Here is a 15,548-nt window from a genome sequence, read left to right on the forward strand (position 1 = left end):
ATTACCCATCATATAATTACGCGGGAATGGCGGAACTGGCAGACGCACTTGATTTAGGCTCAAGGTATTGGGGGTTCGACTCCCTCTTCCCGTACAGAATGATCAGTAATGAGCAATGAGTAATAAGTAATGAGTACTTTCAAACATTACCAATTACTCATTACCAATTACCCATCAAAAAACCCGGAAGAGTGGTGTACAGGGTGTGCACGTTAGTCTGAAAAACTAAAGGTACAGGTTCAATTCCTGTCTGTTCCGCAAAACATCATAACACTGATCCATAGTGTAACTGGCAGCACCCAAGATTCTGGCTCTTGGAGTTCAGGTTCGAATCCTGATGGATTAACAGAAATACTCCGATAGTGTAATGGCAGCATCCCGGTCTCCAAAACCGTTGGTACTGGTTCGAATCCGGTTCGGAGTGCAAAAAGAATGATTAACAGCATTCAAAAAAAATTATGAACTGTAAAATTGAAACGTAGAATTTAAAATGTAAAAAAATGGAAACGCAACACGAAACATGGCAGAACATGAATGGAAAAATTTTCCGTAACTCTATCACACAGCTGGTAGAAGAAGCCATCATCCGCGAACTGGCAGCCGGACACCGTCTGAAAGTATGTGTAGGATCTGATTCCCACGTATACGGAGAAGCCATCAATTATGCTACGGCAGTAGTATTCGTTCGTGAAGGAAAAGGAGCGTTTACCTTTATCAGAAAAGAAAGAGAAATACAGACAATCAGCATCAAAGAAAGAATGCTGAATGAGGTGAACAGATCCGTAGCGACCGCTTACGCCATCTGTGCCGTTCTGGATGCTTATGGTGTAGAAATGGAGGTACACGCAGACATCAATACCGACCCGGAATTCAAATCCAATACGGCATTAAAAGATGCGATGGGATACATTCTCGGAATGGGGTATGTCTTTAAAGCAAAACCCTTTGCCTTTGCAAGCTCCAACTGTGCCGATATGATGGTTTAATCTTTTGATCTGAAATAAAAATAACAGTACAGGAAAAGCAAGACTGGAACTGTCAGAAACCGTGAAAAACAAATAAAAGAGAACCTTAAAAACTGGTAACCATGTATTTTTTAATTCAGGCTAATGTCTATTTAGATCCCGATCATTACAAAATTTTTGATGCCCTGGAAGAACTGGATATTGATTATGAAGTAATTAATATTCCCCCAACAGCAGAAAAAATCGATTTCAAAACGGACAGAAAGGACGTCTTTGTGTACGGTTCGGTTACGATTGCAAGACTGGCCAGACAAAATCCAGACTGGTATCCCGGTTCTTTTTACGGAGGAAATCATTTATACGGGGTTTATTCCCGATATTATGGTGAAAATCTCCTGAATCATACCATTTCCGTACATAAAATCTCAGAAGCTTTACTCTGGAAAAAGGATGAAATGAAATTCATTAAACCTTACACGGAAGCGAAGATTTTTACAGGAAAAGTATTCACAGAAGCAGAATGGAACGATTTCGTTTTTGAATCGCTGGAAAACCCATCCAACAGGATTACCGAAAATTCTCTGGTACAGGTTTCCGAAGCTAAGCGGACGGTAAAAGAAGCAAGACTTTGGATTGTGGGCGGGCAGATTATTGATGGAGGCTATTATAAATTCAATGATCATGCTCCTTTTGAAGAAAAAGTTTCAGAAGACGGATTAGCTTTTGCCCGTGACATGATTCAGCTTTTCAATCTTGAAGAAGCCTTTGTGATGGATATTTGTTGTACAGATGAAGGATGGAAAATTGTAGAGATCAACTGCATCAACAGTTCCGGATTTTATCCCAATACCAACGTGAAAAGTGTTATCAAAGCTTTGAATATTTACTTTTCCCAATAAAAAATACAGAAATGTTTTTATATGATAAAGTCATAGTCATTGATATTGAAGCAGCCTGCTGGGCAAAAGGAGAAGCTCCCGGGAATTCAAAAACAGAAATCATTGAAATCGGAGTCTGCAAACTGAATATGTCAGATGGAAGCATAGAAGATAAAAGAAGCTATCTGATCAGACCTTTATACTCAGAAATAAGCGAATACTGTACAAACCTTACTGGAATTACCGCTGAAAAACTGGAAAAAGAAGGAATGACCTTTAAGGAAGCCTGCGCCAATATCAAAAACAGATACAGTTCCCTGCACAGAACCTACGCCGGCTACGGTGGATTCGACAAATCGATCATGGAAAGCCAGTGCAGCGAAATGGGAGTGAAATTTCCTTTCAGTGAAACCTATCTCGATCTGAAAGTGATGATAAGTTTAATGAGCGGTGAAAAACCGGCCGGACTTCTGAAAGAACTGCAAGCAAGAAATATCAGTTTTGAAGGAAGTGCGCACAGTGGTGCAGACGATGCCTTTAATACGGCAAAACTCCTGTATCATGTTTTAAAAAAATAAAGCAATGCAAAGAACCAAAAGACTACTGTTTCTGGATGATGTAAGATACCCGGTTGAAGCATATCATTATACGAAACAGGACATTTTCCTCAGAAGAGACTGGCATATCGTCCGGAATTACGAACAGTTTGTCAGCAGGATTCTGGAAAAAGGACTTCCGGAAATGATTTCTTTTGACCACGACCTTGCTGATGAACATTATTTAAAAGCTGATGCACGGGATTTTGTTGAAAAAACAGGCTACGATTGTGCGAAATGGCTCATAGAATACTGTATGGATAACTATTTAGACCTGCCGGAATTCTACTGCCACTCCATGAATCCCGTAGGAAAAGAGAATATTGAAAGCCTTTTAAAAAACTTTAAAAAACTGTAATGGATATTTTTAGATTAATTCAGGATATAAAAGTGCACCTGAAGCTCACTTTCGATAGAGTTGACCAATGGTTTGACAAAGATAATAGAACATTGGATTATCAGCCTTCAAACGGAGGATGGACAGTCCGCCAGATTCTGGAGCATATTTATCTTACTAACTTTTATTTGTTGATTCTTATTGAAAAAGGTTCAAAAAAAGCATTGAAAAATTATCAGAATCTTGACTTAAATCTTGAAATAGAAAAGTATAGTTTAAACAAAGAAAAGTTTGAACAAATAGGAGCGTATGGTGCTTTTGAATGGATAAGACCGGAACATATGGAGCCTAAAGGAGAATTGAATCTGAATGAAATCAGAAATTTAATTTTTCAGCAGTATCATGAATGTTTAAATTATCTGGAGCTGATGAAAGGAGGTGAAGGTCTTTTATGCAGAACAACAATGACGGTAAATGAGTTAGGAAAAATCAACGTGTATGAATACATTTATTTCCTCTCACTTCATGCCCAAAGACATATTACTCAGATGAGGAATAATGAATTAGAAGCTATTAAAAACTAAAAACTAAAAAAAATGATTTTTAAAACATATAACAGTATAGAAAACGCTTACCAGACCCGCGTCATCGATCAGATCAGGATGCAGGGTTTCTGGGATGAGGTTTTCATCGTACAGGAGAAGGTTCACGGTGCCAATTTCTCTTTCTTTACCGATGGAAAGGAAATTAAAATCGGAAAAAGGACCGCTTTCATCGAAAAAGATGATAAATTTTATAACGCACATCAGATTTTGGAACGTTACAGAAACAACGTAACCGATTTGTTCCGTAAAGTTAAAACTATATTTCCGGATCTTGAAACCGTGGTTATCTATGGTGAACTGTTCGGCGGCGGCTACCGGCATAAAGAGGTTGCTCCCGTAAAAGATGCCGTAAAAGTACAGGCAGGGGTTGAATATGCTCCTTATAACGAATTTTATGCTTTCGACATTAAGCTGAACGGAACCACTTATCTGGATACAGACAAAGCCAATCAGATTTTTGAAGAAACCGGATTTTTCTATGCTAAAATTTTATTCCAGGGAACTCTGGAAGAAGCTTTGAAGTACCCGAATGCTTTCAATTCAAAAATTCCGGGATGGCTTGGCCTACCGGAAATAGAGGAGAATATCTGTGAGGGAACCATTGTCAAAACTTTAAAAACCCGTTATTTTGGAAACGGAGCCAGGATTATTCTTAAAAATAAGAATGAAAAATGGGTCGAAAAATCCAAAGTAGTGAGAAAAGAAAGGAAAACCATTCAAAAGCAGCTCATTTTCAGTGAAAAAGCTCAGGAAATCTGGAATGAAATTCAGAAATACGCGACCACCAACAGGCTGAATAACGTAATGAGCAAGATCGGCGAATTTGAACCTAAAATGATGGGGCAGGTAATTGGCCTGTTCTCACAGGATATCCTGACTGATCTTGAAAAGGATTTCCCCGGCATTTTTACAGCAATAGAAAAAGATGAGCAGAAAAGAATCAACAAAAAGCTGAATTCTTTAGCCATTGATGTGATAAAAGAAGAGTTGATGACTCTTAAAGTGTAGTTTCGGTAAATTTTTACCGGAACTTTTTTATGTATATAACCTTGCAGAAGAATCTTTAAAACGTTAAAAACAGAACTTCTGTAATAAAAAAACCAGAAAAAATGGTACAGGCAGAAATAAAAAGTCTTTTAAAAGAAGACATCAGCATATTGGTGAAAATTCCGAATTCAGCAAAACATTATTTATGTGATTGCGGGGAAGCAGGTTTACTCACGGTGAAGGAAGCACAGTCGGTTTCGGCTCTGTTCATCAGCCATACCCATATTGACCATTTCTCCAATTTCGACGGAATATTCAGGCATCAGATCGGAAGCGGAGAAAAAGTAGTGATCTGCGGCCCCGAAAATATTCACAGGCAGGTGGAAGCCAGATTAAAATCCTACACCTGGAATTTAATTGATGAAGGAGCCATAGCTTATGAAATCCGGGAAATTGTTTCAGAAGACAGGATCAATATCTACAACATTCATCCTCCATTCTGGAATGCAGATCCGGCAGGAACCCGGGATTCCCTTTTTAAAGATGAATCTGTGGAAGTTGATTTTGCAATTCTTGATCATAAGACCGCTTCAATAGCGTACTTGTTCAAAGAAAAAGATTCCGTGACATTCCATGAAAATGCCTCAGAATTTAAAAAAGGAAAATGGATCAGCGAACTGAAAACCGCTTTTGAAAATAATGAATCAGATAAAGAAATTGAAATTGAAGGAAAGTTGTATAAAGCTTCAGATCTCTTTTATCATTTAACCCGTACGGAAGGATATAAACTGGGCATTATCATGGATCATGCAGTGTCTGAAGACAACTATGAAAAGATAAAAACTGTTTTCAAAGGAGCGGATAAAGTATACATTGAAACCTTTTATAAAGACGAAGACCAGGAATTTGCAGCAGCGAATTATCACAGTTTTGCTTCAGCATCGGGAAAGATCATGAATGAGTGCGGAGTAAAAGATGCCGTTCCGGTTCACTTTTCAAGAAGATACACCGAAAGTGATGTACAGGAAATTGAAACCGCTTTTTATCAAGCATTTCAGACCGTTAAAAACTATTAGTAATTAAACTTTACAATCATAAAGCTGAATCAACAGAGCATTTTATGGTTGAACAAAAAACAATTAAAAAAAATGAAACCTCATATTTTTTTCACGGCAGACCATCATTTCGGTCATGCCAATATTATAAAATTCTCAGAAAGGCCCTTTGAATCATTGGAACAAATGAATGAAGAGCTGATCAAAAGATGGAACGAGAAGGTTGGTGCCAATGATACCGTCTACCATTTGGGCGATGTCAGCCTCGGTAAACCTGATTTTACCAAAGAAGTCCTCGACAGGCTGAACGGTAAAATCCACCTGATAAAAGGAAACCATGAAGGCGCAGCCCTTACGTATCCCAAACGTTTCGAATCCATCAGGGATTATCACGAACTGAGAGTTGATGAACCGGAAAACAGCAACAGCAACCAGAAAATTATTCTTCTGCATTACGCCATGCGCAGCTGGAACGGGTCTCACCGCGGAGTTTGGCAGCTCTACGGCCATTCACACGGAACATTACAGGACGATGAAATGGCCCTGAGCTTTGACGTAGGAGTAGACTGTCATAATTTTTACCCGATTTCTTACAAAGAAGTCAAAGAAATTATGAAACGAAAAAAGTGGACACCCCCGTTTGCCCCAAGAAACTGATAAAAAAGAAATGATCGTCTAAAGATTAGACAGGTTTAAGTAAACCATTAACCATTAATCTGGTAACCATAAAAGATCGAATCATTATGAGATCCACAGATTTTTGCAGCATATTTTTATTCGGAGAGGTTACAGTTAAGGCAGATTTATGCATTAACGGATAATAAGTATCGGAGGTTTTTAAAAACTAAAGTGAACTTCTCAGCATAAAGTTTGTCATTTACAACAACTAAAGTGTTAATCTTTTGTGGTTATCTTAAATATCTAAACCAATGAAAACAACAGAAAATATATTAATTATTGACCTTGAAGCCACGTGCTGGGACAGCCGCCCGCCCAGAGGTCAGGAAAGCGAGATCATTGAGATCGGAGTATGCATCATGAATGCAGCTACCGGCAGGATCTCCCAAAGTGAAGGACTCCTGGTAAAGCCAAGATATTCAACCGTAAGCCCGTTTTGTACGGAACTGACTTCCCTTACCCAGAAAATGCTGGATGAAGAAGGCGTGATGCTGGAAGATGCACTGGACATTCTGCGTGCAGAATATGACTCCGAAAACCTTACCTGGGCCAGCTACGGAAACTATGACCTGAATATGCTGCAAAGCCAGGCCAGAAGATTTAACGTGGATTATCCGCTGAGTTATGACCATATCAACGTGAAAACCCTGTTCGGCCAGCTGCACCCAACAGTCAGGAAAAGTGTCGGAATGGCCAGAGCTTTAGGAGAACTGAATATGAAACTCGAAGGGACTCATCACAGAGGAGTGGATGATGCAAAAAATATTGCGAAAATCCTTTACTGGTGCCTGAATCAGGCTTAAAATACAGAATGAATGTAAGGGTCGTACAACCGTATGATCCTTATTTTATTAACAAGCTGTTTAAATTTCTAAATCTAATGTTTTTAGATAACATTCAAATCTTGATCACATTCTTTAAAAATAATCTTGTGCTGAAAGAAATACTAAAGCTTTAAAAAATAAAAATTTCTACTATTCTTGCAGATACCGTAGATTAAACAGATTTTTTACCATAAGAATCTGCGGTCTTTGGGAATTACCAGATCAAACCTTATAGGTTTTTAATATGTATAATTTTTAAAACCTATAAGGTTTAGTCCCTTCATAAAATCTGCTCAATCTGCAAAATCAGCGAGAGAAAAAATACTCACAAACATTTTTGAAATCAGTTTATTCTGCGTGAAATATTAAGAAACTCGTGCATCCGTGGCAAATCGGCAATGCTTATACACTTTTTCAACGATAAAATCAAACAGCTCTCGTGGGATAGAATGTCCCATTCCTTCGATTAAAATCAGTTCAGCACCGGGAATAGACTTAGCAAGATCTTTTCCGCAGTCAGAATGAAATATAGGATCTTCTGTTCCATGAATAACCAGCGTAGGAACTTTAACTTTCCTGAAAATTTCCGGATTGTACTTCATTGTGCCCATCGCAATAACCTGCCTTAAAAAAACAGAACTGCCGGAAGAACGGCCGATTTCCCTTTCAATCAGTTGAGTTTCTGAATGAGGATCAACAGGGTAGAGACTTCCGGAAATCTTTTGGGCAAAAGCCAGCTTTTCACGGAAATACTCATTCCTGTCAGAAACAGGATCGGCGGAAGGCTGCATCATCATCTTCATCACTTCCGGATCAGAAGGCGGTAATGCAGGATGCAGCGAAGTTGACATGATCACCGTGAGAGACAGGATCCTTTCAGGAAAATGAGCTGCCAAAAGCTGTGCGATGATGCCACCCATTGAACGGCCTGCAATATGGGCTTTCTCAATATTCAGATGATCCATCAGCCCGGTTACATCCACCGCCATATCCATAAGCGAATAAGGAATATCTTCTTCCTGAAGAGAGGAAAATATTTCCCGGATATCCCGGTTGAAATCCAGTTCCTTTTCAGAATGGAAAACAGAACATCCGGAATCCCTGTTATCAAAACGGATCACTCTGAATCCTTTTTCAGATAATCCTTTACAGAAAGAATCTTCCCAGCGGATCATCTGGCTTCCCAATCCTGGGATCAGAAAAATATTCTCTTCATGTTCATGCCCGAAAACCTCATAACAAAGGGAGGTACGGTTAATTCTTACTGTTTTCATAGGATATTTTCAGTATAATTCAGCTGTCGATTCAGAAATAAGGATCTCCTCAGCCTTTGATATTTCCTGACGGTAATTGATATAAGGGTTTTCCTGAAGAGGAATCACAGCCGCAAATTCAAAAGTAAATGCTTCGCTTCCATATTCAGTCCAGTCCTTCTGAAGCTGCGGATGGGAAAACTGCCCGATATTCAGGGAAAATTTCAATTTATTAACAAGGGCTTCCAGATTTAATGCTCCCTTAATGTATTGCTTTCCGCTGAGAGTATTGGTCATCAGAAGAACACCCATAGTCGCCGGATGATTCTTTGCTTCTTCTCTGAGCTGCTGTCTTAATGTATTTTTCATAGATTCGGATCATTTAATTAATTATTGGATGCTTCCTCCCAGTTCGTTCAAAATACCGGAGGCTGCCTGCAGTTGTTTACTTTGCCTCGATGAAGCAGGAAAAAGGCCTTTTGTAACATATTCTGCTGTGATAACGGCTTCTTCAAAGATTCTTTTTCCGGTATCCGTGATCACAACATAGCTCACCCGGGCATCTCTTTCATTGGTTTCCCGTGATACCATTCCCGTTTTTTCCAGCGGATTGAGAAGTCTCGTAATTCCCGAAGCCGTAAGTCCGGTTTTTTCTGCCAGGTCTATCCTCCGCATTTTGCTTTCAGAAGAATGATAAAGGATATAAAGGATCATAAAATCATTGAAGCCAAGCCCGTGAGTACTCAGAGAATCAAACTTTCTTGAAATCACTGCCTGTACTTTTTGTAGGTTCATTAAAAATAATAATTCTGTACTTATCATTGAATTATATTTGAGTTGTCAAGTATTTTTATTTTGCAAATATATAAAATTTAATGAATTACAATTTGTTTTTGGAAGTATAATTAAATGATGAGTCCTTTTTTTAATAATAACAGTTTTCACAGACCGAAAAAATGATATTTTTTTTAAAGATTAAACCTATCTAATCCTTTTAACAACAAAGAAAGAAAAATAAAGAATATTGGGGAAATGTATAAAGTTGTTCTAACGGTATCGTTCTTTTAGTTTATTCCAGTGTTGAAAGAATAAAAACCATCACACTTTTTATTAATGTAATTCTAAAATCCTTATATATTTCTCACTAACAAGTGCCAGAATTTGGTTTCCGGTATGAAAATGAGCAATAGTATTTCGAATGCCCAGCAGCAGAAAAACAGAAAATACGGACTTCTCAAAATAGGTTTTTTATATTTAAATTTTTCGATAAGCAGAATACTGATTGAAACTATAAACGGAAAGAAAACAGCAGCAGGTAAACCCAAACCGGGCTTTAAATGGTTCAGTAATCTCGACATTCCGGGGTTAAGGATAATTAATGTTGCGGCAATGATAAATGCAACGTGCCACCGCAAATTCCGCCTGTTGAACATCGCGATAAGATAATAAGCTGAAAACGAAACTGCATCCAGCAAGCCGATGAAAGCAATAATAGCAGCATTATCTTCAGAGGTATTTATTTCCCTTTTGGTTTGGTTATGTACCAGTATAAGAATAGTAACCACCAATACCGGAGCAATGAAATAAGACAGTTTTCCAATTTTACGATGCAGCTGATACTTTTTCCGTTTTATTAAAATAGGTTGAATAATGAGCAATGCAAACCAGCACAAAAACGCCACAAAATGGATATGAATAACTATCGGAAATCGGTCTGTATCGGGTAAAAACCGAATGTAGGAATTAAAAAATCCTGCGAGCGAAACAGCTGCCACTGCAATGAAAAACTGGATTAACAGTTTGTTTTTTCTTTCCATAGTTGAAAGTATTATTCTGTTTGCTAAGAGATAATTCTTGTTATTATCTGCTTTAAGATATTATTGTAGTAAAATACCCTATTCATTATTTATTTTAAATCGGATAATTGTGAAATTTAATTTGGAAGTTTTGTTCCTGTAATTTCAAAAGGCATACTTAATGCTTGTCCACCGTCTTGCATAGTAATCCATGTAGAATTAGAGAAAAGGAATTGTTTTGCATTGTTCACTACATTGGGTTGGTGTGGAAGCTGTGGATAAAAATGAATTGTAGCGTTGGAAGTTTTCGACCCCCATTTTATCCAGTAAGTTCCTGAACTAAGATTGAGATCGCCTGCTTGAATTTTCATTTTATAGATTTTTCTCGAAAGATTATCTGCTTCTCCTTGTAAAATTCGGTACATTTTAGCATCTTCTGCAGATACGTATCGGTTAGTAGTAATATCCCCGTATACTTTTACAGCACCTGCAACAGACGGATCCGAAGAGTAAATCTCAAAATAAAATTCATTGACTGGGAATGTAGTACCTGAAAATTCGGTTTGGTAGGTATAAAAATAGAAATTATCAATTTTCCATTTTTCACCGGATGGAACTTGAAAATCTTCTGCGAGCATTCGATCGTCTATTGTTCCTCCATATCCCCAGTATATTTGAGGAGCTTTTATCTGGCTCCAGGTATAACCAGCTGGAGCATTAGTTCCTGTTATGGAAGTCGCTCCTGTGCTCATCGCAGAAGATGTTGTAAAGGTAAAAGCCTCGGGTTGCGGTATATTTACTTCATCATCGTTATTCTTACAGCTCAACATCAAAATAGTTGCTGAGATTGTGCTTAGAAAAAATTTTGTTTTCATTTTGTATGTTTTTATATTATGAAATTTTATTAGAAAAAAACATTACTGGGTTTGTTGAAAGACGAAACCTGCATCACCCCAGTATGACGACAGTCCTGGAAAATTTGGATAATACGGTGATTGTCCGTTTCCATAATTAAAACCTAATACCTCTATATTTCCGGCATCTATTGGATAAATGGCTTTTGAGTTATCTGATTTATTATGTGTATAGCTGTTTTTTTCATTAAAACTAATAAGATAGGTTGTTGTAGGCATCACTTCCAACGGCTCAATTTCCTGCCGTTTTTCTGTATGTGCCACCGCATTTGGAATAATAACTGTTCTGATAATACCTTTGGTATCTGCATTCCAAATGGTAACACGGACGTTATTTGAATTAGCGGGAACTTTAAGTGTTACGGCCTTTATTATTCCTTTTACTTTTGGCTTAAACCTAAATCCTTGCTCTGAATAACTGTCGCCAATGTAAAGGCTTGTTTCTTGGTTAAATCCCGATTTTTCAAGGTACAGCGCCAGTGGATTTTCTTCTGGATAATTTGTTTTTTCTGTTGGAGTATCATCGTCTTTGCTGCAAGCTGTAAAGGCAAATATTGCAACAAACAGTATAATAATTCTTGCTTTCATCTGTCCTTTTTTTAAGTTTTTAATTGACATTACATTACTTCACTTCCTCAAAAATGCCATGGTAAATTTTAGTAGAATTAGAAACATTGTCCCGATAGTTCACCTGTAATTTACCATCTACCAATATCATTATTTCGTGATCGTTAGTGGTTCCTGATACTTTGTTTACCAATGCCCCTATATTGCCAACGTTCGTGTAGGTTTCCGTTCGCGTTTTAGTGGGGAACTGCACACCAACGTCCACAGTTTTGCCGTCAGGTGAAAATTTATAGAAGCCATCTTGCAGCTCCGTTCCGTCTTTTTTCAGGTATTTACCTTTAAAGGTTTTTCCGGCAAGCTGGTTGCTTGCAGGCTTTTTAATCAGCGAATAGTCCGAAAAAGAATAATTATACGTATTAAAATAATTCGCTTGCACATTGGTAAGTTTACTGTTTTCAATGGTAAAGGTAAATTCTGCCCAACCACCGTAGGTATATTTGATTGTATTGTTATTGCTAAGAGTATATGCCGATGCATCGTAAATAGGATATGCCGTATGGCCACGCATCTTTCCTTCCGGAAGAAAATCTAACAAAAACGTAAAATTCTGTGAAATGAGATCGGGATGGCCACCTTTTGCATAAATCACATAACCCACAGGGTTATTGATGTCAAATTTATTTTCTGGTTCATTGATGACATCATCGTTTTTGCTACATGATGTGGCAAATATCATTAAAAATACTGCCGTTATGATTTTAAAGTAATTTTTCATTTTCCATTTTTTAATATTCAACATGTATGGCCTAAAAAGTGCATTTAGTGCTATTCAAAGATACTTTTGTATTCAGCTATGTTGTTTGTAAAAAATGGAAATTTTTAAGGCTTCAGAAAATCCAGTTCGCACCAGTTATTAACATCAGAATGGAAGTTCCCGAAATAATCTGAGGGAGAAGTTCCCATGTACTTCATGAAGTCTTTATTCAGGTGAGAAAGGTCATGATAGCCACATTGCAGAGCAATATCACAAAGAAGTTCGGGCTTTTGCCCATAGAAATTTACAAAGGTGTTAAAACGGATAATATCGGCATATTTTTTCGGTGAAAAACCGATATATTCCATAAAAAGATAATTAAGGTTCCTGTGGCTGGTAAACACCTGCTCACTCAAGGTCTTAACTGGGAAATGCCCGGAATTTTTACGGAGAATATCAATAGCTCTTGCAACAGCACCAAACTTATCGGGAAAATCTGTTATAAATTTTTTGATGAGATATTCCTGGATAAGTTGCCATTTTAGTGCAATGGAAGTAGCATAAGCCAGCTTCTCATTCAGATCTCTGATATCCTGGTCCGTATCGCTCATATCAAATCGTTGATTAGCCGAAATATGAGCATCATCATTGTGAAATAAACAGGAAATTCCCGGATGTAGTTGTACCAGTATCACTTCGATTTCAGATAATACGCAAAATGAGGCAGGAAGATTTCCAACGCCGAAAGCGTAGAGAGAATTGGGGCAAAAAGTGTAATTTCCTTTTCCGAATGACATTTCAAGGGACTGCTTTTTTTTAATTACAAAAAAGAGTGTTGAAAAAAGTCTCGGCACCATTTTAAATTCACAATAATTGTCTGCACTTTGCAGGAAATATGAAGCGTTGGCTATATATTGGCCAAGAGCAGGTGTTATAGGTAATAACTCATGGTGCATAATCTGATTTCTTTATTCAAACATATCCTTAACGATGTCTATAATTAGTATTGTTATCATTTAACATAGTTTAAAGTTACATTTTTTAGACATAGCGTCGCAATGAGTTTTGAAAATATTAGGATAAAATAAAAAATATTAAGTTTATAAAAGTAAAACAACACGTTATTTAAGTGGATCTTTTGCTTCCTGAATATCCCGTGCAATAAAGCCGGACCTGTTTGAATGCCGATTTTTTGTCTGTTCCATAACTCAAATGTTTAACATTTAAAAATTAATTTGCAGAGATGGGTACATAAAAACTGAAATATAATCATTTAAGTTATGCTGTTACTTTGTCAATCGGTAACGATTTAGTAACCCAACCTTGCCATTTTAAGCCTAAAGCCTATCATATACTGATTTCCGAACTAAGATTTATTTTTTATAAAATATTGTATATCAAAGGTCTTGGCCTGTTTGATTATTTTGGATTTTTACTGATTTATAAAAAAAAATACTGCGCAAAAAGATTGCGCAACAAGGTTTTTACTTTGCATCATCAAAATGAAATACTACTAAAATTTTGAAAAACAGATTTTAGTCAAAATATCAGACAGGCCATGTTGGAGTGTTTCTGTATAGCACCATTGCAGGAGATTTTATTGAGAAATATGATATTCTTCTGTTCAGCAGGTCTGAAGGTTAGGAGTTTTTCCATAAAATTCCATGCGCTATATAACGGAGGTTCGATTCCTCCTGTTCCCTTCAAGGGAATATAACTCAGTGGGAGAGTAATAGCTTATGATGTGTGGGTTCGAATCCCACTGCCAACTCGATTGGTAAGGCGGAATGGTTGACGCGCTGCACTACGACCGCAGTATCATTGAAATAGACTCAAAATCTATTTTTTATGCTGAGTTTTAAATGTTTCTCATTAAAAAACATCTTTTTGACAGGAAAATCTAAGGTTTTTTCAGCTGTTGGATCAGCATTTTGGAAAGACCTGCAGGAAAAGATTTTTCTGAAAATGAACCCGGTCTTAAGAGCAGACCTTATTGGATAGATAGTGTTAATGAAAAGCTTTTGTATGAGTTTCAGAAGAAGCAGTATACAGAATCATGAAATTAGCAATGCTATTCAAAAAGCTGTTCAAAGACAGAATGAATTTTCTGAAACCCTTTTCCTCCGTTGTTTTTGAAAGAAACAATCTTGGCTTTTCCCTTTTTTTAAATAAATAATAACCATAAAATACAATTAGAAATGTTGAAAAAAATTACAGTTAACGCATACCAGACAGGTCTTGTTTTTCAGAACGGAAACCTTATCCAGATCCTTAAAGAAGGTAATTACTGGATGTTCGGAAATAAAACCGTAACGGTTCATGACATGAAAACAGCATTTCGTGCCCCGGAAGATCTGAACCTTTTGCTTAAAAATGAACAACTGAACACCATGTTACAGGTAATTGATGTAAAAGACGGCGAAATTGTGCTGGTCTATGAAAACGGAATCTTCAAAGAAGTTCTTAAAGTAGGGCAGTACGCCTTCTGGAAAGATATCCTGAAAAGAGAATTCCAGAAAATTGACCTTACCAAAGTGGAAATCACAGAAAATATATCCGGAACCGTTCTGGAAAATCCGATGCTGAGAAATTTCGTAAGAAAATTCCCGGTAGCCAATCAATATAAAGGATTACTGCTGATCGACGGGAAACTGACGAGAGTTCTTGAACCGGGAACATACAGCTTCTGGATCAATGAAATCCCGATTGAAGTAAAATATGCCGATATCCGTATGCAGCAGATGGAAATTGCCGGACAGGAACTTTTAACAAAAGATAAAGCCATGCTCCGTATCAATTTCTATGTAAGCTTTCAGATCACCGATATTGAAAAGGCTTTAATGCAGAATAAGGAATATGATAAGCAATTGTACGTGCTGATGCAGCTGGCTCTGCGTGAATTCGTAGGAGCACTGACCCTTGACGAACTGTTGCTGAAAAAAGATGCGGTAGGAAAAGAAATCCTGGAAAACTTCGGAAATAAAGGAGAAGATCTGGGACTGAAAGTGTCAGATGCAGGAATCAGAGATGTAATCCTGACCGGTGAAATGAAAGAAATCATCAACCAGGTCCTGATCGCAGAGAAAAAAGCTCAGGCCAACAGCATCATGAGACGTGAAGAAACAGCCTCCACAAGAAGCCTTCTGAACACCGCGAAGCTGATGGAGGAAAACGAGGTTCTGTGGAAACTGAAAGAAATGGAATATATGGAGAAGATCGCAGAAAAGATCGGCGATATCACCGTGTCCGGAAACAGCAATATCGTTTCCCAGCTGAAAGAAATTTTCGCTAAATAGAAACTAATAACTATCACCATAGGGGCAGACTTGTGAATAAGCA

18 protein-coding genes and 5 tRNA genes are annotated in these 15,548 nt (G+C 37.5%); 15 read left to right on the forward strand and 8 right to left on the reverse strand.

The window, feature by feature from the left end; translation table 11 throughout:
• Positions 1-20: 20 nt before the first annotated feature.
• The 13 genes from AC106S_RS07975 to AC106S_RS08035 all read left to right on the forward strand — a co-directional run bounded on the left by AC106S_RS07975 (position 21) and on the right by AC106S_RS08035 (position 6,904).
• A tRNA-Leu gene (locus AC106S_RS07975) sits at positions 21-94 on the forward strand.
• Between the two features lie 91 nt (positions 95-185).
• A tRNA-Phe gene (locus AC106S_RS07980) sits at positions 186-258 on the forward strand.
• 16 nt (positions 259-274) lie between these two features.
• Positions 275-346, forward strand: a tRNA-Gln gene (locus AC106S_RS07985).
• Between the two features lie 7 nt (positions 347-353).
• Positions 354-424: transfer RNA gene (locus AC106S_RS07990), tRNA-Trp, on the forward strand.
• A 76-nt stretch (positions 425-500) separates the two neighbouring features.
• On the forward strand, positions 501-986 hold the full coding sequence (locus AC106S_RS07995; protein ID WP_153398198.1) for a ribonuclease H-like YkuK family protein: 486 nt from the start codon (positions 501-503) through the stop codon (positions 984-986).
• Between the two features lie 101 nt (positions 987-1,087).
• A complete protein-coding gene (locus AC106S_RS08000) occupies positions 1,088-1,864 on the forward strand; it encodes an ATP-grasp domain-containing protein (RefSeq protein ID WP_482438553.1) in 777 nt (258 codons plus the stop codon).
• A gap of 11 nt (positions 1,865-1,875) precedes the next feature.
• Positions 1,876-2,421, forward strand: coding sequence for a 3'-5' exonuclease (locus tag AC106S_RS08005; RefSeq protein ID WP_482438554.1), 546 nt, complete (start codon positions 1,876-1,878; stop codon positions 2,419-2,421).
• A gap of 4 nt (positions 2,422-2,425) precedes the next feature.
• Positions 2,426-2,797, forward strand: coding sequence for a cyclic-phosphate processing receiver domain-containing protein (locus tag AC106S_RS08010; protein WP_482438555.1), 372 nt, complete (start codon positions 2,426-2,428; stop codon positions 2,795-2,797).
• Positions 2,797-3,360 carry a DinB family protein gene (locus AC106S_RS08015; RefSeq protein ID WP_482438556.1) on the forward strand — a complete coding sequence of 188 codons (564 nt, stop codon included), beginning with the start codon at positions 2,797-2,799 and terminating at the stop codon, positions 3,358-3,360. The genes AC106S_RS08010 and AC106S_RS08015 overlap by 1 nt, the downstream gene beginning before the upstream one ends.
• Before the next feature lie 12 nt (positions 3,361-3,372).
• Positions 3,373-4,389 (forward strand): RNA ligase, Rnl2 family, encoded by a 1,017-nt coding sequence (locus AC106S_RS08020; RefSeq protein ID WP_482438557.1) that lies wholly within the window; start codon positions 3,373-3,375, stop codon positions 4,387-4,389.
• Positions 4,390-4,490: 101 nt separating this feature from the next.
• Complete coding sequence (locus AC106S_RS08025) at positions 4,491-5,444, forward strand: MBL fold metallo-hydrolase (protein WP_482438558.1); 954 nt, start codon at positions 4,491-4,493, stop codon at positions 5,442-5,444.
• Between the two features lie 72 nt (positions 5,445-5,516).
• Positions 5,517-6,080, forward strand: a complete 564-nt coding sequence (locus AC106S_RS08030; RefSeq protein WP_482438559.1) for a metallophosphoesterase family protein — start codon at positions 5,517-5,519, stop codon at positions 6,078-6,080.
• A gap of 272 nt (positions 6,081-6,352) precedes the next feature.
• Entirely contained in the window at positions 6,353-6,904 is a 552-nt protein-coding gene (locus AC106S_RS08035) for a 3'-5' exonuclease (RefSeq protein WP_482438560.1), read from the forward strand.
• Positions 6,905-7,290: 386 nt separating this feature from the next.
• Here the strand turns inward: AC106S_RS08035 and AC106S_RS08040 are convergent, their stop codons facing one another.
• The 8 genes from AC106S_RS08040 to AC106S_RS08075 all read right to left on the reverse strand — a co-directional run bounded on the left by AC106S_RS08040 (position 7,291) and on the right by AC106S_RS08075 (position 13,006).
• On the reverse strand, positions 7,291-8,199 hold the full coding sequence (locus tag AC106S_RS08040) for an alpha/beta fold hydrolase (protein ID WP_482438561.1): 909 nt from the start codon (positions 8,197-8,199) through the stop codon (positions 7,291-7,293).
• 9 nt (positions 8,200-8,208) lie between these two features.
• The gene (locus AC106S_RS08045; RefSeq protein WP_482438562.1) at positions 8,209-8,547 is read right to left on the reverse strand and encodes a GIY-YIG nuclease family protein; all 339 of its coding nucleotides are present in this window, start codon (positions 8,545-8,547) and stop codon (positions 8,209-8,211) included.
• A gap of 21 nt (positions 8,548-8,568) precedes the next feature.
• On the reverse strand, positions 8,569-8,973 hold the full coding sequence (locus AC106S_RS08050) for a MarR family winged helix-turn-helix transcriptional regulator (RefSeq protein WP_482438563.1): 405 nt from the start codon (positions 8,971-8,973) through the stop codon (positions 8,569-8,571).
• Positions 8,974-9,308: 335 nt separating this feature from the next.
• Positions 9,309-9,995, reverse strand: a complete 687-nt coding sequence (locus tag AC106S_RS08055; RefSeq protein ID WP_482438564.1) for a hypothetical protein — start codon at positions 9,993-9,995, stop codon at positions 9,309-9,311.
• A 116-nt stretch (positions 9,996-10,111) separates the two neighbouring features.
• On the reverse strand, positions 10,112-10,849 hold the full coding sequence (locus tag AC106S_RS08060; RefSeq protein WP_482438565.1) for a hypothetical protein: 738 nt from the start codon (positions 10,847-10,849) through the stop codon (positions 10,112-10,114).
• A 42-nt stretch (positions 10,850-10,891) separates the two neighbouring features.
• Entirely contained in the window at positions 10,892-11,476 is a 585-nt protein-coding gene (locus AC106S_RS08065) for a hypothetical protein (protein ID WP_482438566.1), read from the reverse strand.
• Positions 11,477-11,510: 34 nt separating this feature from the next.
• A complete protein-coding gene (locus tag AC106S_RS08070; protein WP_482438567.1) occupies positions 11,511-12,230 on the reverse strand; it encodes a hypothetical protein in 720 nt (239 codons plus the stop codon).
• Positions 12,231-12,334: 104 nt separating this feature from the next.
• Positions 12,335-13,006 (reverse strand): AraC family transcriptional regulator, encoded by a 672-nt coding sequence (locus AC106S_RS08075; protein WP_482438568.1) that lies wholly within the window; start codon positions 13,004-13,006, stop codon positions 12,335-12,337.
• A 910-nt stretch (positions 13,007-13,916) separates the two neighbouring features.
• On the opposite strand from AC106S_RS08075, the gene AC106S_RS08080 reads away from it, so the two are divergent.
• A tRNA-OTHER gene (locus tag AC106S_RS08080) sits at positions 13,917-13,977 on the forward strand.
• A gap of 430 nt (positions 13,978-14,407) precedes the next feature.
• Positions 14,408-15,505, forward strand: coding sequence for a slipin family protein (locus AC106S_RS08085; protein WP_482438569.1), 1,098 nt, complete (start codon positions 14,408-14,410; stop codon positions 15,503-15,505).
• Positions 15,506-15,548 lie beyond the last annotated feature (43 nt).

It is taken from the genome of Chryseobacterium sp. FR054, assembly GCF_056844565.1.